Source organism: Pseudonocardia xishanensis (assembly GCF_039541715.1).
Taxonomy (GTDB): domain Bacteria; phylum Actinomycetota; class Actinomycetes; order Mycobacteriales; family Pseudonocardiaceae; genus Pseudonocardia; species Pseudonocardia xishanensis.
Window position 1 is genome coordinate 64,809 of record NZ_BAABGT010000097.1, and the last position, 19,004, is coordinate 83,812.

18 protein-coding genes are annotated in these 19,004 nt (G+C 75.4%); 7 read left to right on the forward strand and 11 right to left on the reverse strand.

All coding sequences use genetic code 11. The features are described from left to right. Positions 1 to 150 precede the first annotated feature (150 nt). The 4 genes from ABD993_RS29385 to ABD993_RS29400 all read right to left on the reverse strand — a co-directional run bounded on the left by ABD993_RS29385 (position 151) and on the right by ABD993_RS29400 (position 3,948). Positions 151 to 834, reverse strand: a complete 684-nt coding sequence (locus tag ABD993_RS29385; protein ID WP_345425680.1) for a fasciclin domain-containing protein — start codon at positions 832 to 834, stop codon at positions 151 to 153. 109 nt (positions 835 to 943) lie between these two features. Next, a complete protein-coding gene (locus ABD993_RS29390; protein WP_345425683.1) occupies positions 944 to 2,485 on the reverse strand; it encodes a molybdopterin-dependent oxidoreductase in 1,542 nt (513 codons plus the stop codon). 48 nt (positions 2,486 to 2,533) lie between these two features. Further along, the gene (locus ABD993_RS29395) at positions 2,534 to 3,313 is read right to left on the reverse strand and encodes an anti-sigma factor (RefSeq protein ID WP_345425685.1); all 780 of its coding nucleotides are present in this window, start codon (positions 3,311 to 3,313) and stop codon (positions 2,534 to 2,536) included. Further along, positions 3,310 to 3,948 carry an RNA polymerase sigma factor gene (locus tag ABD993_RS29400; protein ID WP_345425688.1) on the reverse strand — a complete coding sequence of 213 codons (639 nt, stop codon included), beginning with the start codon at positions 3,946 to 3,948 and terminating at the stop codon, positions 3,310 to 3,312. Before ABD993_RS29400 ends, ABD993_RS29395 begins: the two co-directional genes overlap by 4 nt. Before the next feature lie 53 nt (positions 3,949 to 4,001). Here ABD993_RS29400 and ABD993_RS29405 point away from each other — a divergent pair, with 53 nt between their 5' ends. Further along, complete coding sequence (locus tag ABD993_RS29405) at positions 4,002 to 4,904, forward strand: NADP-dependent oxidoreductase (RefSeq protein WP_345425691.1); 903 nt, start codon at positions 4,002 to 4,004, stop codon at positions 4,902 to 4,904. Here the strand turns inward: ABD993_RS29405 and ABD993_RS29410 are convergent. After that, positions 4,894 to 5,898, reverse strand: coding sequence for an LLM class flavin-dependent oxidoreductase (locus ABD993_RS29410; RefSeq protein ID WP_345425694.1), 1,005 nt, complete (start codon positions 5,896 to 5,898; stop codon positions 4,894 to 4,896). The genes ABD993_RS29405 and ABD993_RS29410 overlap by 11 nt on opposite strands. A gap of 182 nt (positions 5,899 to 6,080) precedes the next feature. Here ABD993_RS29410 and ABD993_RS29415 point away from each other — a divergent pair, with 182 nt between their 5' ends. The 4 genes from ABD993_RS29415 (at position 6,081) to msrA (ending at position 9,725) form a co-directional block, all read left to right on the forward strand. Continuing rightward, complete coding sequence (locus tag ABD993_RS29415) at positions 6,081 to 7,679, forward strand: PP2C family protein-serine/threonine phosphatase (protein ID WP_345425696.1); 1,599 nt, start codon at positions 6,081 to 6,083, stop codon at positions 7,677 to 7,679. Next, entirely contained in the window at positions 7,676 to 8,776 is a 1,101-nt protein-coding gene (locus tag ABD993_RS29420) for a cobalamin B12-binding domain-containing protein (RefSeq protein WP_345425698.1), read from the forward strand. The genes ABD993_RS29415 and ABD993_RS29420 overlap by 4 nt, the downstream gene beginning before the upstream one ends. Beyond that, positions 8,773 to 9,120, forward strand: coding sequence for an STAS domain-containing protein (locus ABD993_RS29425; RefSeq protein ID WP_345425700.1), 348 nt, complete (start codon positions 8,773 to 8,775; stop codon positions 9,118 to 9,120). Before ABD993_RS29420 ends, ABD993_RS29425 begins: the two co-directional genes overlap by 4 nt. 86 nt (positions 9,121 to 9,206) lie before the next feature. Next, a complete protein-coding gene (gene msrA / locus ABD993_RS29430) occupies positions 9,207 to 9,725 on the forward strand; it encodes a peptide-methionine (S)-S-oxide reductase MsrA (RefSeq protein ID WP_345425702.1) in 519 nt (172 codons plus the stop codon). Between the two features lie 31 nt (positions 9,726 to 9,756). On the opposite strand, the gene ABD993_RS29435 is transcribed toward msrA, so the two are convergent. From ABD993_RS29435 to ABD993_RS29450, 4 genes are all read right to left on the reverse strand, one after another. Further along, positions 9,757 to 11,226, reverse strand: coding sequence for a putative nucleotidyltransferase substrate binding domain-containing protein (locus tag ABD993_RS29435; RefSeq protein ID WP_345425705.1), 1,470 nt, complete (start codon positions 11,224 to 11,226; stop codon positions 9,757 to 9,759). Positions 11,227 to 11,236: 10 nt separating this feature from the next. Beyond that, positions 11,237 to 12,760, reverse strand: coding sequence for an amino acid permease (locus ABD993_RS29440; RefSeq protein WP_345425708.1), 1,524 nt, complete (start codon positions 12,758 to 12,760; stop codon positions 11,237 to 11,239). Between the two features lie 189 nt (positions 12,761 to 12,949). Further along, positions 12,950 to 13,531 carry a peptidoglycan-binding domain-containing protein gene (locus ABD993_RS29445; protein ID WP_345425710.1) on the reverse strand — a complete coding sequence of 194 codons (582 nt, stop codon included), beginning with the start codon at positions 13,529 to 13,531 and terminating at the stop codon, positions 12,950 to 12,952. A 108-nt stretch (positions 13,532 to 13,639) separates the two neighbouring features. Beyond that, positions 13,640 to 16,441 carry an AfsR/SARP family transcriptional regulator gene (locus ABD993_RS29450; RefSeq protein WP_345425713.1) on the reverse strand — a complete coding sequence of 934 codons (2,802 nt, stop codon included), beginning with the start codon at positions 16,439 to 16,441 and terminating at the stop codon, positions 13,640 to 13,642. 119 nt (positions 16,442 to 16,560) lie between these two features. On the opposite strand from ABD993_RS29450, the gene ABD993_RS29455 reads away from it, so the two are divergent. Together ABD993_RS29455 and ABD993_RS29460 are read left to right on the forward strand one after the other, a co-directional pair. Continuing rightward, positions 16,561 to 16,740, forward strand: coding sequence for a hypothetical protein (locus ABD993_RS29455; protein WP_345425716.1), 180 nt, complete (start codon positions 16,561 to 16,563; stop codon positions 16,738 to 16,740). A 29-nt stretch (positions 16,741 to 16,769) separates the two neighbouring features. Further along, the gene (locus tag ABD993_RS29460; RefSeq protein ID WP_345425719.1) at positions 16,770 to 17,435 is read left to right on the forward strand and encodes an HAD family hydrolase; all 666 of its coding nucleotides are present in this window, start codon (positions 16,770 to 16,772) and stop codon (positions 17,433 to 17,435) included. A 2-nt stretch (positions 17,436 to 17,437) separates the two neighbouring features. On the opposite strand, the gene ABD993_RS29465 is transcribed toward ABD993_RS29460, so the two are convergent. Continuing rightward, on the reverse strand, positions 17,438 to 17,965 hold the full coding sequence (locus tag ABD993_RS29465) for a DUF6328 family protein (RefSeq protein ID WP_345425722.1): 528 nt from the start codon (positions 17,963 to 17,965) through the stop codon (positions 17,438 to 17,440). A 32-nt stretch (positions 17,966 to 17,997) separates the two neighbouring features. After that, complete coding sequence (locus ABD993_RS29470; RefSeq protein WP_345425725.1) at positions 17,998 to 18,963, reverse strand: SDR family NAD(P)-dependent oxidoreductase; 966 nt, start codon at positions 18,961 to 18,963, stop codon at positions 17,998 to 18,000. Positions 18,964 to 19,004: the final 41 nt, after the last annotated feature.

Genomic DNA, 19,004 nt, shown 5'->3' on the forward strand with positions numbered 1-19,004 from the left:
CCCGGCGGGGGCACGCCGGGACCGACCGCCGTCGGCGATCCCCCTCGAGCACCGGACGGCGAAGCGCCCGGTGGGTCCGTCGAGATCCCCACCGGGCGCCACGTCAGGGCGTTCGAGGCGAACCGGGCGACCGGTTCGCTCCGATCATGCTCAGGCCTTCGGCATGAGGACCTTGTCGATCACGAAGACGGTCGCGTTCGAGGTCGGGATGTTGCCGCACAGGATGTTCGCGGTGTTGCCCTGGCCGTCGGTGACGGTCGGGGCGTCGGCGGTGCCGCCGATGGTCAGGTCGCCACCCGCGAGCTCGGTGGTCTTGCCCGCCGCCACGAGGCCCGCGGCGTCGTAGCGCTTCGGGACGACGTGGTAGCTGAGCAGCCCGCCGAGCTGCTGCTGGTTGGCGAGCAGGCTGTTGAAGGCCTGGTCGCCGACCTTCTGCTGGACGGCCGCGAACGCGTCGTTGTAGGGAGCGAAGACGGTGATCGCCTTCTGCTGGTTCAGCGTGTCCGCCAGGCCGGGGACCTTGCCGACGGCCGTGACCAGCGTGGTCAGCAGCGGGTTGGTGCTCGCCGCGGTGGCGACCGGCTGCGGGCCCATCGCGTTCAGCGAGCCGGGCTCCTGGCCCTGGGGCAGCTTGGAGCAGGCCGGTCCGAAGACGTCCGCGTTGGTGGTGACGCCGTCGCCACCCGCCGCCATCGGGGCCGACATGGGGGCCGACATCGGGGCGGCCGACGGGGCGGCGGCCGGGGCCGCGGACTCGGAGGACCCACAGGCGGCCAGGGTGACGGTCAGGGCGGCGATCGACGCGGCGGCGGCGAGGCGGAAGGGCTTGCGCATTCTGGGTGCTCCTCGAAGAAGATTTCAGGTCCGGATCTCCCGGCCCCTTCGACTGTTGTTCGGAACGGCTCGCGGAACGGTTCGGAGGAATCTGGGAATCTTGCCGGTGTCACCCGACCGTGAAGATCGTTGCGGGCTGGCCGGAGGCGCCGTCGGGAATGGGGTCGGTTCGTTGTTCGGTCTGCACGGCGCCGTTCGCGTCGGTCGCGCGCACCTGGACGGTGTGGCTGCCGGGCGCCAGGTCGAAGTCGACCGTCCACATGCGCCAGGTGCGTCCGCTCACCTCGGTGGTGAGCGTCGCCGGGCGCCAGGGTCCGCCGTCCATCCGGACCTCCACCCCGCCGACGCCCACGGGTTGCGACCACGCGATGCCCGCGCAGCGGACCCGGCCGGGCGGGACGGTCTGGAACCCGCGGGGGAAGTCGATCCGGGACTGGGTCTTGATCGGCGCCCGCTGCGCCCAGCCGCGTTCGAGCCAGTAGGCCCGCCGCGCGTCGAAGGTGGTCAGCTCGAGATCGACCAGCCACTTGGTCGCGGAGACGAAGCCGTACAGGCCGGGGACCAGCATCCGCACGGGGTAGCCGTGCTCGGGCGGCAGCGCCTCGCCGTTCATCCCGAGCGCGAGCATGGCGCCGCGGGCGGGCTCCATGACCACGTCGGTGGGCGTGCCCGCCGTCCAGCCGTCGACGCTCGTGGCGAAGATCTGCTCCGCCCCCGGTCGGACGCCGACCTCGCGGAGCAGGTCCCGCAGGTCGATGCCGGTGAAGGTCGCGGTGGAGACGAGGTCCCCGCCGATCGGGTTGGACACACAGGTCATCGTCACGGTCCGCTCGACGAGCGGGCGGGCGAGCAGGTCGTCGACGGTCAGCGTGACCTCGCGGTCGACCATTCCGTGGATCCGCAGCGACCAGTCCTCGGCACGCAGCTCGGGCACCCGCAGCGCCACGTCGATCCGGTAGAAGTCGGCGTTCGAGGTGAGGAACGGGGGAGTGCCGAGCTCGGCGAAGTCCGCACCCGCCGGGATCGCGGGGGCGCGCTCGGCGAGCCGGGCGCGCGCCAGGCGGTCGGTCATCCGGGCCCGGGACTCGGCCAGCCCGCTGCCTGCCGGCAGCCCGCCGACCCCGGAGGCCACCGCGACGACGGCGACGGCCGCCATGCCGCCGAGGAGGGCCGCCCGCCTGCTGAGCCCGTGCGGCTCGACGTCCGAGGAGCGCCGGGCGAGCCGGTGCAGCCCGAGGAACACGGCGGGCCCCACGACGAGGGAGACCAGCGGGGCGACGAGGTCGAGCGCCCGGAACGTGGGCGCGGTGACCACCGTGGCGAGGCCCAGCAGCCCGAGTGCCACGACGACGGTGACCCCCCGTCCCACCCGGCGCCGCCCGGCCAGGCCCGCCACGACCGCCGCGGCCAGGATGACCACGGCCATGCCGCCGAGCAGCACCGGTTTGTCGGCGGTGCCGAAGGTCGTCTTCGCGAACTCGGTGAGGAACTGCGGGGAAAAGCGGATCACCGTGTCCCCGACCGCCAGGAAAGGCGACGAACCGGGTCCGGTGAATGCGGCGACCAGATGTCCGACGGCGACCGCGGCGGCCACCGACAGGATTCCGATCCCGGCGCCGAGGAATCGGGAGGGGCGAGGCTGCGGGCTCATGTCCGGTATTCGATTCCGGACCCCGTTCCGGTTCGTTTTCCGGAGAGGTCAGGCGAGCCCACCGGTGGCGACGACCGTGCCGGGGACGGCGGGGGCGGTGCGGCCCGGCTCGAGCGACACGGCGTAGGACAGCACCCCCGGCCCGCCCGCCGCGAGGGTGACCACGCGGGTGCCTCCGGAGCCGGCGTCGAAGGTGCCCAGGGGCTGGGGGGCCCCGGCCCCGATGCCCCACAGCACGTAGACCGAGCGGGTCGGGTCGTTGGCGGGCATGCCCGCGACCACGACCTGCACCGACTCCGTCGACGCGACCACCGCGGCGACGGGCGCCCCCGTGCCGTCGTGCAGGGTCGAGTGGACGCTGCCTGCGGTCTCCAGCGCGGACAGCGTCGTGTCGAGGCCGGTGCCGGTCGAGCCGACCGCCTGCCCCGCCAGCCCGCCGACCGCGATCGCGCACGCGGCGGCGAGCAGGACCCCGAACCTCCGCCGGTGCGGTCGGCGGCCGGGGGCGGGCTCGGCTCGTGGCGCGACGGTCGGCGGCGCCGGGTCGGCTGCGGGGGGCGGGAGGACCCGCAGCGCCCGCGCCGGAACGGGTGCCTCCGCGCGCGCCGAGGCACCCTCCAGGATGCGGCGGCGCAGCTGGGCCGGCGGGCCGTCGGCGAGTACGGCCCCGCCGAGGTCCGCGAGCACGGCCTCGTAGCCGGGCAGCGCGGCGGTGCACTCGCGGCAGGTCCGCAGGTGTCGCGCCAGCACGATCTCCTCGGCGGGCTCCAGCGCGTGCAGCGCGTACCCGACCAGCTCGCGGCCCATCGGGCAGGGCGGCGCGGTCATCGGCCGACCCCCTCGTCGAAGGCGGGGGCGAAGGACGGGCCGAGGGAGGCGCGCAGCCGCGCGAGCCCGGCGAACATCCGCGACTTCACGGTGCCGAGCGGGCTGTCGGTGAGCGAGGCGACCTCGCGCTGGGTGTACCCGCCGAAGTAGGCGAGCGCGAGGGCGTGGCGCTGCTCCTCGGGGAGTGTGTCGAGCGCGCGTCGGACGGCGGTGGCGGTCACGGCGGCCAGGGCCGCGCCCTCCGCGGCGGGCACCGACGGGAGGTCGGGCTGCTGGTCGTCGAGCGCGGTGGTGCGCCTGCGCGGGCCGTCCTCGCGGCGGACCAGGTCGACGGCCTTGTGGTGGACCAGGGTCATCACCCAGGTCCCGACGCGGCCGCGGGCGGGGTCGAACCGCGCGGCGCCCTTCCAGACGGCGAGGAAGGCCTCCTGCACGGCGTCCTGGGCGTGGTCGTCGTCGGCACAGATCCGGCGGGCCAGCGCCCAGGCCCGGCGTCCGTAGCGGTCGTAGAGCCCGGCCAGCGCGGCGCGGTCGCCCGCGGCGAGGGCGACGACGAGGTCCTCCTCGGTCGCCGGGCCGACGGGACGCCCGCCCGTCCGGGTCCCGGGTCGCGCCTCGGGCTCACGTGCCTTCACGGTGGGGTGTTCGGCGCGCCCCGGCGTGCGGTTCGGTCCGGCATGATCGCCGTATGCGCGCGTACGGCTTCACGGAGATCGGCGGCCCCGAGCACCAGGCGTTCCTGGACGTCGCGGTGCCCGAACCGGGGGAGGGCGAGCTCCGGGTCCGGGTCCGGGCGGCCGGGGTGAACCCGGGGGACTGGCGGCTGCGCGAGGGCGCCTACGGCGCCGTCGGGTCCGCCGTGCTGGGCCGCGAGGTGGCCGGCACCGTGACGGCGGTGGGCCCCGGCGTGTCCGGCTTCGCCACCGGGGACGAGGTGTTCGGCGGCTGCCCGGGGATGGTCGGCGGCTGGGCCGAGGAGGCCGTCGTGACCGCCGGCTTCGCCGCGCACCGTCCCGCGGACGTGCGGCCCGAGGACGCCGCGGCCCTGCCCGTCGCCGCGGGCACCGCGTTCGACGCGCTCACCGGGCTCGCCCTGCCGCCGGGCGCGACCCTGCTGGTCAACGGGGCGGGCGGCGGGGTCGGGGTGCCCGCCGTGCAGCTCGCGCGGGCGGCGGGGCTGCGGGTGGTGGGCGTCGCGAGCCCGCGCAAGCACGAGCTCGTCGCCCGGTTCGGCGGGATCCCGGTGGCCTACGGCGAGGGGGTCCTGGACCGGGTCCGGGCGGCCGCGCCGGACGGCGTCGACGCCGTGTTCGACATGGTCGGCGGGGACCCGCTGCGCGAGGTGGCCACGCTGCTCACCGACCCGACGCGGCTGCGCTCGGTCGCCGACAAGGCGCTGGCCGCCGAGCTGGGCGGGAGCGACGTCGTGCGGGACCGCAGCACGCGGGTGCTCGCGGAGCTGGTCCGGATGGTCGCGGCCGGCGAGCTGGACCCGCACGTCACCGAGGTGTTCCGGCTGGCCGAGGCCGAGCGGGCGCTCGGGCTGGTGGAGTCCGGGCACGCCGAGGGCAAGGTCGTGCTCATCCCGTAGGGCGCCACCCCAGCAGCGGGCCGAGCCGGGTCGCGATGTCGCCGAGGATCTGCTCGTAGTCCTCGGGCTGGAACGCGAAGGGCAGCGCGAACACGACCTCGGTCACCCGTTGGTAGCCCGCGTGCGCGTGCAGCTCGGCGGCGATCTCCTCCGAGGTCCCGACCAGGTCGCGGGCGAACAGCATCCCGCGCTCGCCCTGCGGGGTGGCCGTGCGCGGGGTCCGGGCGGCGGCGTAGGCGTGGTAGCGGTCCCGCTGCGCGGGGCTTGCGGAGTCGGTCGGCACCACGACCAGGCCCTGCGACACCCGGCCCTCCGGGCGGACCTCCCGGTAGGCGTCGATCTGCGCGGCCTGGGTCTCCGCGAAGTCCCACGGCCCCTCCTTCGAGGTCGCCTCGATCACGCTGCTGGTCAGCAGGTTCATCCCCAGCTCGCCCGCCCGTCGGGCCGACGAGCGGCTCGCCCCGCCGTACCACATCCGCTCCCGCAGGCCCCGCGAGTGCGGCTCGACCCGCTCGGAGAAGACCTCGAACCCCTCCGTGCCCGCGAAGGGGCTCGCCTCCTCGCCCGCCACCAGGTCCAGCAGACGGGTGAGCCGGGCGGGGGAGAAGTCCTCGACGTCCGCGGTATCCGGGTAGAGCGCCCCCTTGACGTCCGACCAGCGCAGCGGCGGCCCGACGCTGACGCCCGGGTTCAGCCGCCCGCCGGAGAGCAGGTCGACCGTCGCCAGGTCCTCGGCCAGCCGCAGCGGGTTCTCCCAGCCCAGCGGGATCACGGCGGTGCCGAGCGCGATCCGGCTGGTCCGCTGGGTGGCCGCGGCCAGCAGGGCCACCGGCGACGAGACCCCGTACTGGAGGTGGCGGTGCCGGACCCAGGCGCTGTCGTAGCCCAGCCGCTCCCCGAGCTCGATCATCCGCAATGTCGTCTCGTGCCCGGCCCGCGGATCCTCCCGGTCGAACGTGCCGATGGTGAGGAACCCGAGCTTCTCCAGCGCCATACCGCGCGCAACACCCGCCGGACCCGATCACTTCCCGGCGCTCCGACTCGACGCGTCCGCGCATCCGAGTACCCTGGCACCCCAGCGAGTGCAGACCACGTGCTCGGCCCACCGCACGAGCGGCCCACCCCGCCGCACGAGACAGGAAGGTGGCAAGGACTCCCGGACCCGAGTCCGCAGCCGTGACTTCTCTCCACCGTGACCCGCAGCTTCTCGTCGGCGACGAGACGCCGTGGCACGCTGCCGCGGTGCCGTCGCTGGTGATCGACCGGCTCGGTGCCGTCGAGGCCGCGAACGCCCGCTCCCGCGAGCTCCTGCCCGCCGCCCTGCCCGGTGCCCCGATCGCGGACACCGCGCCCGGCTGGCTCAGCGGCACGAGCCCGGTCTCGGGCGTGCTGGGGGACCGCGTGTTCACCGCGCACCCCGTCCGCCTGCCGGACGGCGGGACGTGCTGGTGGCTGATCGACGACACGGACGTCACCGCCGCCCGCTCCGACCTCGACCGGGCCCGCGCGCGCACCGAGTTCCTCACCGAGGCCTCGGACGAGCTGCTCGGCTCGCTCAACCTGCAGCGCTGCATGGAGATCGCCGCGCGGCTCGCCGTGCGCCACCTGGCGGACGCGGCCTGGGTCGTCGGACCCGGGGAGCCGCAGCCCGTGGTCGTCGCCACCGCCGACGTGCTGCAGCACGACCTGCTCGACCACCCGCCGGAGGACGTCCTGGGCCTGCGCGAGGCGCTGCTCGGGTTCCCGCCGGTGCCGTCGCGCTGGCTGGACCCGTCCGGCGTGCCGCGCTGGCTCGTGCCCGAGGGCTTCGGGGAGGTCGGCTCCGTCGTCGTCACGCCGCTGCCGGGGCACGCGGTGGCCACCGGGGCGCTGATCCTGCTGCGCCGCCCGGCCAGCCCGCGGTTCTCCGGGGAGGACGAGGGCGCGGCGCGGCTGTTCGCGGCCCGCGTCGGCGTCGCGATGTCCGCGGCGCGGATGTTCGCCCAGCAGGCCTCGGTCACCGACACCCTGACCCGCGAGCTGCTCCCGCCGGTGCTGCACCAGCTGCCCGGTGTGGAGATGGCCGCGCGGTACCGGCCCGCCTCGGACACCGACCGGGTCGGCGGGGACTTCTACGACGTCCACCCCTCGGACACCGAGGACGGCGAGTCCCTCGTCGTGCTCGGCGATGTGTGCGGCAAGGGCCTCGAGGCCGCGGTGCTCACCGGCCGGATCCGCAGCACGCTGCGGGCGCTGCTGCCGATGGCCGCGGACCACCTGCGGATGCTGCAGCTGCTGAACTCGGCGCTGCTCAGCACCGAGCACACCCGGTTCGCCACGATGGTGCTCGGCTCGGTCTCGCGCCACCACGCGGACGTCCGCCTGCGCCTGACGAGCGCGGGTCACCTGCCGCCGCTCGTCGTCCGGGGCGACGGTCGGGTCGAGGAGGTCCCCACCCGGGGCAGCCTGGTCGGCGCGATGACCGAGATCGAGGCCGAGTCGGCCGAGGTCGTGCTCGGCCCAGGGGACACCTGCGTGCTCTACACCGACGGCATCACCGAGGCCCGCGGCGGCCCGTTCGGCACCGACTTCTTCGGCGAGGACCGGCTGCGTCGCACGCTGGCCGAGTGCGCCGGGATGCCCGCGGACGCCCTCGTCGAGCGCGTGCAGATGGTGGCCGCCGAGTGGGCGGGCCGCAGCCCGTCCGACGACCTGGCCGTCCTCGCCATCACCGCTCCCCGCGGACAGCACCTCACCGCCGTCGGGGGGCACGGACCAGGGAGGTACACCGCGTGAGTGCACCGACGACCGCGGAGGCGGACACCGCCGAGCCCGGGGATCAGCACACGCGGCTCTGGAACGCGGTGGTGGCGGGGGACGCCCGCGCCGCCACGGACACCGTGCTGGCCGCGCTCGCCGCGGGCCTGGAGCCCGAGAGCGTCCTGCTGGACCTGATCGGCGGGGTGCAGCGGCGGGTCGGCCAGGAGTGGGCCGCCGCCCGCATCGACGTGGCGCAGGAGCACACCGCCACGGCGATCAACGACCGCGTCATCACCGCGGTGTCGCTCGCGGCGCCGCCGGTCGAGCCGCACCGCGGGCGGGTCACCGTCGCCTGCGTGGACGGCGAGTGGCACGCGCTGCCCGCTCGGCTGCTCGCCGAGGTGCTCACCCTGCGCGGGTTCGCGGTGGACTTCCTCGGCGCCCAGGTGCCCACCCCCCACCTCGTGGAGCACCTGCACCGGACCGGCCCCGAGGCCGTCGCGCTGTCCGGGTCGCTCGCGCCGCGGCTGCCCACCGCCCATGCCACGATCAACGCCTGCACCGCCACGGGCACGCCGGTCCTCGCGGGCGGCGCAGCCTTCGGCGTCGACGGGGCCTACGCCCGCCTGCTCGGGGCGCACTGGGCGCCGGACGCCCGGGCCGCTGCGGACCTGCTCGCCGCCGGGTCGCTCGCGCGCCCGGAGCCGCCGGGCCAGGCCGTGGACCAGCTGCCGCACCTCGCGGACCAGGAGTACACGATGATCACGCTCACCCGCGGGGAGCTGGTCAAGGCCGTGTACACCGGGTTGGAGGAGCAGCTGCCTGCGATGCGCTCCTACACCGAGGACCAGCGGGAGCGGACCGCCGAGGACCTCGCCCACATCGTCGACTTCCTGTGCGCGGCGCTCTACACGGACGCGGACGCGGTGTTCGGGGACTTCCTGGAGTGGACCGCGGACGTGCTCGGGGTGCGCGGGGTGCCGCGCCGCGCGGTGCTGCCCGGGCTGGACCTGCTCGCCACCGAGCTGCGGGAGTTCCCCCGCGCCCGGCGGATCCTGGACGCAGGCCGCGCGCGCCTCGCCCCGGAGCCGGGACCGACCGCCCGCACCGAGCGTGCCGCGGAGGCCTCGTGACCGCCGGCGTGCTGAACCTGACCTGGGCGCGGCCGGAGCCCGGCGCCGCGGCCGTGGCGGTGCGCGGCGACCTGGCCCACGGCACCGCGGACCGGCTGCTGGCCGACGTCACCGAGCTCGCGGGCGAGGCGGGCCTGACCCGGATCGTCGTCGACTGCGGGGAGCTGGCGTTCTGCGACTCCCACGGGCTGGCCGTCCTGCTGATGATCCAGCGCAGGCTCTCGGCCGCGGGGATCGCGCTGGACCTGGACAACCGCACGGTGCGCCTGGACCGGCTCTTCGCCCTCACCGGCACCGCGGCCCTGCTCACGGGCTCGGTGCCGAAGGCCCGCTCGCAGTCCTGAGCGCCGTCCTGCGGGACGGGAACTGGCGGGGCCCCCTCGTTGTTGAGAGGGTCGTACGAGACGAGACCACGACCCGAGGGAGTGAGATGAGCGCTGCGGCGACCACGGCGAAGGCCATCCTGGCGGGCGGGTGCTTCTGGGGCATGCAGGACCTGATCCGCAAGCGGCCCGGCATTCTGTCGACCCGCGTCGGCTACACCGGCGGAGACGTCCCGAACGCCACCTACCGCAACCACGGCACCCACGCCGAGGGCATCGAGATCGTGTTCGACCCGGCGGTGACCAGCTACCGGGAGATCCTGGAGTTCTTCTTCCAGATCCACGACCCGACCACGAAGAACCGGCAGGGCAACGACATCGGCCTGTCGTACCGGTCGGCGATCTACTACACCGACGACGAGCAGAAGCGCGTCGCCGAGGACACCATCGCGGACGTCGAGGCGTCCGGCATCTGGCCGGGCAAGGTCGTCACCGAGGTGGAGCCCGCCGGGGACTTCTGGGAGGCCGAGCCCGAGCACCAGGACTACCTGGAGCGCATGCCCTGGGGCTACACCTGCCACTTCCCGCGGCCGAACTGGGTGCTGCCCAAGCGCGCCGAGGTCTGAGCCGAGAGGTGACGGCGGGGCGGCGCGCCCCTCAGGGGGAGGCCGCCCACTCCTCGGCCGGGGTGTACTGGAGCAGGTTGGCCAGCCGGGTCTGCACGGTCCCGATCTCGCGGACGGACTGGGCGATCCGGCTGCGGTCCAGCGGGGGCAGCCTGCGCATCCGCACCACGTCGGACACGGGCTCGCCCTTGTCCCACTGGGCGAGCTGGACCCGCAGACGGGTGTGCTGCAGGACGTCGAACACCTCGACCAGGACGTCCGCCTGCTCGGCGGGGAGCAGCATCGTGCCGCTCGCGGCGGCGAGCCGCGCCCGGGTCGACAGCTCGGGGGAGCGCACGCTCAACGCCGCCCACCGGGCGATCTCGACGACGGGCCGCAGTGCGTGGGCCTTGAGGTCGAAGGTGCCGCCGCGGCCCGCGAGGACGTCCCGCACCGAGACCAGGCGCGCCTTGGCCGTGAGCGACTCGCGGATCAGGAACCGCAGGGTGGCGGGATGGTCCCGGACGTCCGCGAACACCTCGTGGACCACCGGCTCGGTGCGGCCGTGCACCGAGCGGCCGTCCAGCAGCAGCGAGGCCATCAGCATGCCCTGGTCGTCCAGGGGGCTGCGCAGCCACTGCCGGGCCGCCGCCCGCCACTCGGCGCGGCTGCGGGCGAAGCGCGGGTTGGTCGGCGTGGCGCCGTGCCCGTCGACCCTCAGGCCCGCCGCCCGCAGCGCGTCGGCGACCTCGCCGAACGCCTCCCGGTAGGCCGCGCGGCGGGCCTGCGGGACCGAGTCCGCGAACACCACGGCGGAGTCGATGTCCGAGCCGAGGGTCGGCTCGCGGCGGGCGTTGGAGCCCAGCACCATCCAGGTGAACTCCTCCGCCGACAGCCGGGGGTGCGCCTCGAGCACGAGGGCGAGCACCCGGCGTTGGACGGCGTCGAGGGCGGTCGCGTAGACCGCCGTCGTCTCGCTGGGGTCCCGGCGCTGCCGCACCAGGTCGGCGAGCAGCCGGGGGAGCCGCTCACCCAGCGCCGCGACCTGGCCGAGGGTCTCCGCCCGCTCCACCTGACGCGCGAGCACGACGCCTGCCCCGGACGGCGCGGCGAGGAAGTCCTGCGGGTCCACCGCCCCCCGCAGGTTCCCGGCGGGGTCCACCACGAGCAGCTGGTCGAGGCGGTACTGGACCAGCTCCTCCAGCACGGTCGCGGTGGGCGTGCCGGTCGGGACGGTGCGGACGTCCCGGGCCATGACCGCGCCGATGGGGGTGTCCCCGGGCAGGCCCGCCGCGAGCACCCGCTCGCGCAGCACCCGGTCGGTGACCAGCCCGAACCGGCCCGGCCCGTCCGGCACGGCGACGTAGCCGCAGCCGCCCATCAACCGGGCGGCCGCGGCGACAGTCATGTCCGGGGTGCCGAGGACGGGCGCGCTGACGACGAGCTCGTCCACCGTCCGGTAGCGCGGGGTCTCCCGCGGGCCGACCCGGACCTCGAGGCGATCCTCCGGCCGCTCGTCCACGGCGCGGACGCTACTCCTCGACGTCGGCGGGTCGGGCGGACTCGGTGCGCCCGTCGCCCGACCAGACGGGCCCGAGCTTTCCGCCCGTGTGCGCGACGACCTTGGGCTTCGCGATGAACCACCCGCCCACCAGCAGCGCCGTGATGATCGGGATGCCGAGGACCACGACGATGAAGTTCGTCTTGTGCCAGAACTCCTCCGAGCTCTGCCAGCCCGAGATCGCCATGCCGACGATCACGAAGGCCAGGAAGGCGAGGCCGAAGTAGCTGGTCCAGGGCGCGCCGGGCATCGGGAACGGGCTCGCCGGGATCACGCCGGAGTCGGAGAGCTGCCGGAGCCGGATCTGGCAGAGGAAGATCGTGGCCCACGTGAAGATCACGCCGATCGCGGCGGCCTCCAGGGCGGTCTCGAACGCGTCCGGGTCCACGGCGTTGAGGATGGCGCCGAGGACGTAGACCACCGAGGTCATCAGGATGCCCGCCCACGGCACGCCGGAGGCGCTCATCCGCATGGTGAACGGCGGTGCCTGCTTGCTCATGCCGAGGCTGCGCAGCACGCGCCCGGTGGAGTAGAGGCCCGAGTTGAGCGAGGACATCGCCGCGACGATGAGGATCGCCTGGATGACATCGCCCATCCAGCCCCAGCCGAGCGCTCCGAACACGCTGACGAACGGGCTGGTCCCGGCGGTGTACTGCTCCGTCGGCAGCATCGAGACCAACAGGAGCAGCGACCCGCAGTAGAAGACGCCGATCCGGAAGATGACGGCGTTGACCGCCTTGGGGACCTCGCGCTTCGGGTCGGCCATCTCACCCGCGGCCACGCCGACCATCTCGATGGCGGCGTAGGCGAACACCACGCCGGACATCACCAGGATCGGGCCGTACCAGGCGTAGTCGCCGGAGGCGGGCCAGAAGCCGCCCGGGTTCGACCAGAGGTTCTGGAACCCGGCCTCGTGCCCGCCGATGTCGAACCGGCCGATGACGAGTACCAGGCCGATGACGAGGAACAGCACGATCGCGCCGACCTTGAGGATCGACGCCCAGAACTCGAACTCGCCGAAGGCCTTGGCGGAGAGCAGGTTCACGATGAGCACGACGCCCAGCGCGATGAGCACCGTGGCCCAGGTGGGCATGCCCGGCAGCCAGTGTTGGACGTAGAGCCCGACCGCGGACAGCTCCGCGATCCCGGTCAAGGCCCAGTTCAACCAGTACATCCACCCGGTCACGTACGCGGCCTTCTCACCGAAGAACTCGCGCATGTACGACACGAACGCACCGGAGGTGGGCCGGTGCAGGACCAGCTCCCCGAGCGCCCGCATCAGCAGGTAGGCGACCACGCCGACGAACGCGTAGCTGAGCACGAGCGCCGGTCCGGTGCTGTGCAGCCGCGACGCCGACCCGAGGAACAACCCCGTGCCGATCGCGCCCCCGATGGCGATCATCTGCACCTGGCGGCGACCGAGGGACTGCTTGTAGCCCTCCATCTCCGCGTGCAGGCCGCCGGTGTCCTGCTGTTCCCCGACCGTGTCCGTCACAGGTGCCCCTCCCAGTGGTCGCGGCGGGGCGTGAGCCCCGCCGGTCCGTCCCGCCGTGCAACGGACGCTAGGTCGGGTCGGCCGGGCCCGCTGGTGAACTGGGAGACGATCCGGTTACGGAATGGGGCGCTCCGGACACGCGCCGAGCCCGCGTCCCCTGCGGGGCGCGGGCTCGTTCGGCGGGTTCGCTCAGCCGCCCATCTGGTTGTCACCGGTGGCGAGCATCTGCGTCAGCGCGGCCTGGGTGGCGGCGTTCATCGTGCCGGTCTGCGGCAGGTGCGCGTCCCGCTGCAGGTAGGTGATCGCCTGGGTGGTCTGCGCGTTCATGATCCCGGTGTCCGCGCCCTCGTAGTAGTTCAGCTGTCCCAGCTCCTTCTGCAGGGTCTCGATCGCCTGCGACGGCTTCACGGGCGGAGCGGGCGGGGTGGGCGGGGTGACGTGCGAGCCGCCGCCGTTCGCCGGAGTGACGCTGTGGCCGCTGCTCGCGGGCAGGACCGCGACCGCGCCGCCGCTCGACGGCAGGACCATGATCGGGGTGATCTGGGTGGCCTCCGGGACGGGGGCCGACGGGCTCGACGACCCGCCCCCGCTCAGCCCGACGAACAGCCCCGCGGTGAGTCCGGCCGCCGCGAGCGCGGCGCCGGCCACGATCGCGATCGTCTTGCCCCGGCCAGAGCGCCGGTGATCGGCGGTCCGGGTGAGGTCGTAGTCGGTGGTGGGCTGGTCGCCGCTGGGGTAGTCGGTGCTGGTGCGCTGGTCGGTGGTGCTCATCGGGTGCCTCCCCGGTCCGTCCGCCCGGTCCCTCCGGGCACACTCGGAGAGTGCGCCCGCCGACTTCAACGGTGGTCCAACGTGCACGGCTCCCGCTGCAACGGGGGTTCAGCGGGGCGTGCGGGCCTCGACGAGGTCGGCGAGGCCCAGCCGCGCACCCTCGGACCAGGCCGCGTCGGCCTCCGCCTCGGGGAGCGCGGCGCGGGCGGCGGCGAGCAGCGGTGGGGCCCATTCGGTGTGCGGCCAGCCGATCCCCGCGCGGGTGAGATGCGCGTGCGCGGCCCCGAACTCCCGCACCGCCTCGCGGTCCCGGCCCGCCCGGGCGAGCAGCCCGCCCCGGAGCTCGAGCAGGAACGGCGCCTCGACGACGCCGTGGGACCGGTGCGCGGCGAGCAGCCGGTCCGTCCACCGCAGCCCGTCCTCGACCGCCCCGGCGCGCAGCGCGTCCGCCGCGGCGACGACGGCCGCGACCCAGCAGGAGAAGTGGTCGTCGAGCGCCTCGCCGCGGGCGAAGACGGCGGCCGCGTCCCCCCGGCCCGCGAGCAGCGCGGTCACGTCCACCAGCAGCAGGGTGTGCGGGTCGGGCGACCCCGCGGCGACGGCCCGCACGGCGTCCAGCACCGGCGCGACCGCCTCGGCGCCCACCCCCGCCAGCCACGTGCCCGCAACCACGGCCAACCGGTCGACGAGCAGGTCGACGGGCGAGGGCACCGGCACACCGCTTCCACGGGCCGCGGGGTCGGCCGCGGGGCGGGCGCCGCGGAGCGCGGGGTCGGCCGCGCCCGTGAGCAGGTCGGGATCCGCCTCGCCTGCCAGCCCGCGGAACCCGGCGAGCGCGAGGCGGACCAGCACGCGGTCCAGCGCAGTGCCCAGGTCCAGCGTGACGGCCCGTTCCAGCCTGCGCCGCGCCTCCAGGGACAGCCCCCGGTGGTACAGGTACTGCGCCACCCGACCGACGACCGCGACCCCCGCCGCCGAGGGCAGGTCGACCACGGCGTGCACGAGGGTGGCCTGCAGGGCGGCGCGGTCGTCGTCCAGCCGGGCGAACCACGTGGTCTCGGCGGCGGACCCGAGCCGCGGCAGCGCCCCGGCGAGCTCGGCGACCCAGCGGTCCCGCCGCAGGTGCAGGGCCTCCGGGTCCTCGGCGACGGAGGCGGCCTGCCCGCGGACCGTGGCGAGCTGCGCGAACCGCGACGGCCGACCCGGCGCGACCGGACCCAGCGGGCTCAGCAGGGAGCGGTGCACCAGCCCGGCGACGGCGGCACCGGTCCGGTCGGCGGGCAGCGCGGCGAGCGTCGCCGCCAGCTCCACGGTGAAGGGACCGGACACCACGGAGACCGCCGCGTGCACGGCCGTCTCGTCGGCGTTGAGCAGGGCGACGGTCTGCGCGACCGTCTCCCGCAGCGTGAGGCCGCGGTGCGCCCGTCCGACGGCGGCGAGCCCGCTCGGGTCGGCGGTGACCTGCGCGAGGATCTCGGGCAGGCCGAACGCGCGGGTGCGGGCGGCGGCGAGCTCGACGGCCAGCGGCAACCCGTCGACGGCGCGACAGATCTCCGCGACGAGGGCGAGGTCGGCGTCCGGGAGCCGGGCCCGGTCGAGGAAGAGCCGGACGGCGGGGGCCTGCGCGAGCGCCGGGTCCTCGGGGTCCGGCGGCGGCAGGGGCGCCAGCGGGACGACGGTCTCGCCGGGCACGTCCAGCGGCTCGCGGCAGGTGGCCAGCACGGTCACGGCGGCGCCGTCGGAGAGCAGGGCGTCCGCGAGGTCGGCCACCGCGTCGAGCACCCGGCCGCAGTGGTCGAGGACGAGGAGCAGGCGCAGCCCGCCCAGGTGGGCCCGCACCGCGTCGGACGCGGGGACGGCGAGCCCGAACGCGCCGCCCACCGCGTCGAGCACCTCCTCGGCGGCTCGGGCGCCGGTCAGGTCCACGAACCGCACGCCGTCCGGGAACGCGGGCGCGGCCGCGCGGGCGGCCTCGACGGCCAGCGCCGTCTTACCGCACCCCGCGGGCCCGACGACGGTGACCAGCCCGGCCCGCGCGACCGCCTCGGCCACCCGGTCCACCTCGGCCCGCCGCCCGACCAGCACCCGCCTGCTCGGCAGGAGCACCCCGATGGCGGGGGCGGTCGGGGCTCGGCGGGGGCCGTCGAGCGCGGGGTCCTCGGCGAGCAGCCGGGCGTGCAGCTCGCGCAGCTCCCTGCCCGGCTCGACGCCCAGCTCGTCCAGTAGCAGGGTGCGTGCCTCGATGAACGTGGCGAGGGCGCTGTCCGGGCGTCCCGCGCGGTGGCAGGCGAGCATGCGCTGCGCCCACAGGTGCTCGCGCAGCGGGTGGTCGCGCAGCGCGCCCTCCAGCTCGACGAGCGCGGCGTCCGCGTCCCCCTCGGCGAGCAGCGCGTCGACGTGCCGCTCGCGGACCTGGCCGTGCAGCTCCTCGAGCCTGGCGACGGTGGCCTCGGCCCAGGGCTCGTCGGACAGCTCGCCGAAGGGCCTGCCGCGCCAGGACCCCAGTGCCTCGCGCGTGACCACCAGCGCCTGGGCGGTGCGGCCCGCCGTCAGCAGGTCCTCGGCGTCCCGGGCGAGGCGTTCGAAGCGCCGCGAGTCCACCTCGTCCGGCCCGGCGAGCAGGCGGTACCCCGCCGCTTCGTGGGCGAGCACCCGCGAGGCGGCACCGCGCGGCCGGTCCGGTTCCAGGACCCTGCGCAGCCGGAAGACGTGGGACTCCACTGTGGACGCCGCGCCGGGCGGCGCCGACCCGGACCAGAGCGCGTCGACCAGGGCGTCCACGCTGACGGGGCGGTCGGCGTGCACGAGCAGCAGGCCCAGCGCGGTCCGCAACCTGCCGCCGACCACCGGGACCGGCTCCCCGTCGCGCTCGACGACGATGTCGCCGAGATCGCGGTACCGCAGCGCCATGCGGCGATCCTAGGGTGCGCCGACCGTCGAGCGGCCCCGTGTGTGGGCGGGGTCCGGGCCGGGAACCCTCGCGGGACACGGCGAGCCGCATCGACGCGGTCCCCTGAAGGAGGTGGCCGATGACCGGCCGTTCCGCCGCCCAGCACGGCGCCGCGCACCCGCACGACGAGCACGACGCCCTCGACCCGGGTGATCCCGAGGAGCGCGGGCGCGATGCCACGCCGCCCGACAAGCCGGACGATCCCGAGGGCGCGACCGACTCGCGGGCCGGCACCGAGGACGACCCCGCCGCCGGATAGATCCGGCGCGGGCCGGGTAGCCGTCCGGCATGGACGATCCGAACGGCCGACCCCTCGACATCGCGGTGCTCGACGTGGACGGGACCCTCGTCGACACCAACTACCAACACGCCCTGGCGTGGTACCGGTCGTTCCGGCGCTTCGACGTCACCCTGCCCGTCTGGCGGCTGCACCGGGCCATCGGGATGGGCGGCGACCAGCTCGTCCCGGCCGTGGCCGGGGAGGACTTCGAGGCCCGCCACGGCGACGCGGCCCGCGAGGCGTGGGGGGAGGAGTTCACGCCGATGCTGGCGGAGGTGCGGCCGTTCGAGGGGGTCCGGGAGCTGTTGGAGGGCCTGCGGTCGGCCGGGCTCAAGGTCGTGCTGGCCAGCTCCGGCAAACCGGAGCACGTGGACGCCTACCTCGACCTGTTCGACGGCCGCGACCTGGCCGACGCCTGGACCACCAGCGAGGACGTCGAGCGCACCAAGCCCGAGCCGGACCTGATCGGCGCCGCCGTCGAGCGCGTCGGCGGGGGGACCGCGCTGGTGGTGGGCGACTCGGTGTGGGACTTCGAGGCGGCGAGGCGGGCGGGGTACGTCGGCTACGCGGTCCGGACCGGCGGCTTCGCCCCGGACGAGCTGACCGACGCCGGGGCCGAGGAGGTCTTCGACTCGGTCCCCGACCTCCACGGGTACCTGGCGAAGCGCCTCTGAGGTCAGTCGACCGGCGGGATCCGGCGCCGGACGGCGAGCGGGAAGGCGCCCCAGAGCAGGGCGAGCAGGAGCACCGCCGCGATCCCGGCGACGATCCCCGCGGCCGTGCCGAGCACGATCTCGAAGATCAGGCCGACGACGGCGGTGACGGCGAGCCCGAGCGTGCTGAGCCCGGCGATCGCGAAGACCTGCGCGGCCCCGACCAGCAGCGCCATCCCGCGCTGCCGGAACAGCACCCGGTGCAGCATCACCGGTGAGATCAGCAGCCCGGTCGCGAGCACCGACAGCGAGGTCGCGATCAGATAGAGGACCCGCTGGTGGGTGGCGAGCTCGACGAACCGGGCCTGGAACGGCACGGTGAGCAGCAGGCCCGTCAGCAGCTGGACGCCGGTCTGCGCCACCCGAAGCTCCTGCAGGAGCGCGCTCCAGTTGCGGTCGAGGCGTTCGGTGGGTGTCTCGCCCCGTGCCTCGGCGTTCCAGGTGTCGTGCGCGCTCCACGACTCGTCCGCCGGGGGACCGTTCGGTGTCATGGCTCCTCCCTCGTCGAGCCTTCGCAGCGTAGCTACGTCGCGGAGTCGGTGTGCTCGTGGAACCGACGGGCGGCGGAGCGGTCGAGCGCGGTGAGCCTGCGGAACCAGAGGGGCGGCTCGGGGGTCGTGTGGGCCGGGCGGGTCGCGCCGCCCGTGGGCCCGGGCAGGAGCCGTTCGACGGCCGTGAGCAGGCGCAGCGTGGTGGCGGGGGCCAGCCCGTGGACACGGGCCCCGATCTTCGCCGGCGGGGTCAGGATGATCTCCGGTGCGCCGCGCAGGGTGGCACGGACGAGGCGTCGGGCGGCGTGTTCGGCGTCCATCGACAGCAACGGCAACGACGCGGCGGGGGTGAACCACCGGTGTTCCGCGGTGGAGGTCACCTGCGCGTTGCGGGTCGCGCCCGTGCGCATGAGCCCCGGGACACCCACCGTGACCGACACGCCGCGTCGCCCGGCCTCCAGCCGCAGGCCCTCGGCGAACCCGACGGCGGCGTGCTTGGCGGCGCCGTAGGGCAGCAGGTGCGGGGCGGGCAGCTTCCCGCCGACCGAGGTCACGGCGAGGATCCGGCCCCGCGTCCGGGCGAGCAGCGGCAGCGCCGCGAGCACCGGCCGCACGAGACCCCAGAACATCACGTCCATGGCCTGCTCGTAGTCGCCCAGCCCGAGGTCCTCGGCCGGTCCGACCTGGATGACGCCCGCGTTCGCGACCAGCACGTCCAGCCTGCCGAACTCCCGCTCCGCCGTCTCGACGAGCAGGTCGGCCGCCTCGGGCGCCCCCACGTCCGCCGGGACCGCGACCACGCGGGCACCGCCCCCGGCGAGGTCGGCGCGGGCGGACTCCAGCCCGTCGGCGTCCCGGGCGACGACGAGCAGGTCGTGCCCGCGGGCCGCGAGCTCGCGGGCGATCAGCAGGCCGAGGCCGCGGCTCGCGCCGGTGACGAGAGCCACCGGTCGCTCGGTCCGCGGGGTCGCCCGGGAGTGCTCGGGGGTGTCGGTCATGGGGCGGGATGCCCGGCCGGGACCCGCTCACACCTGTTTCG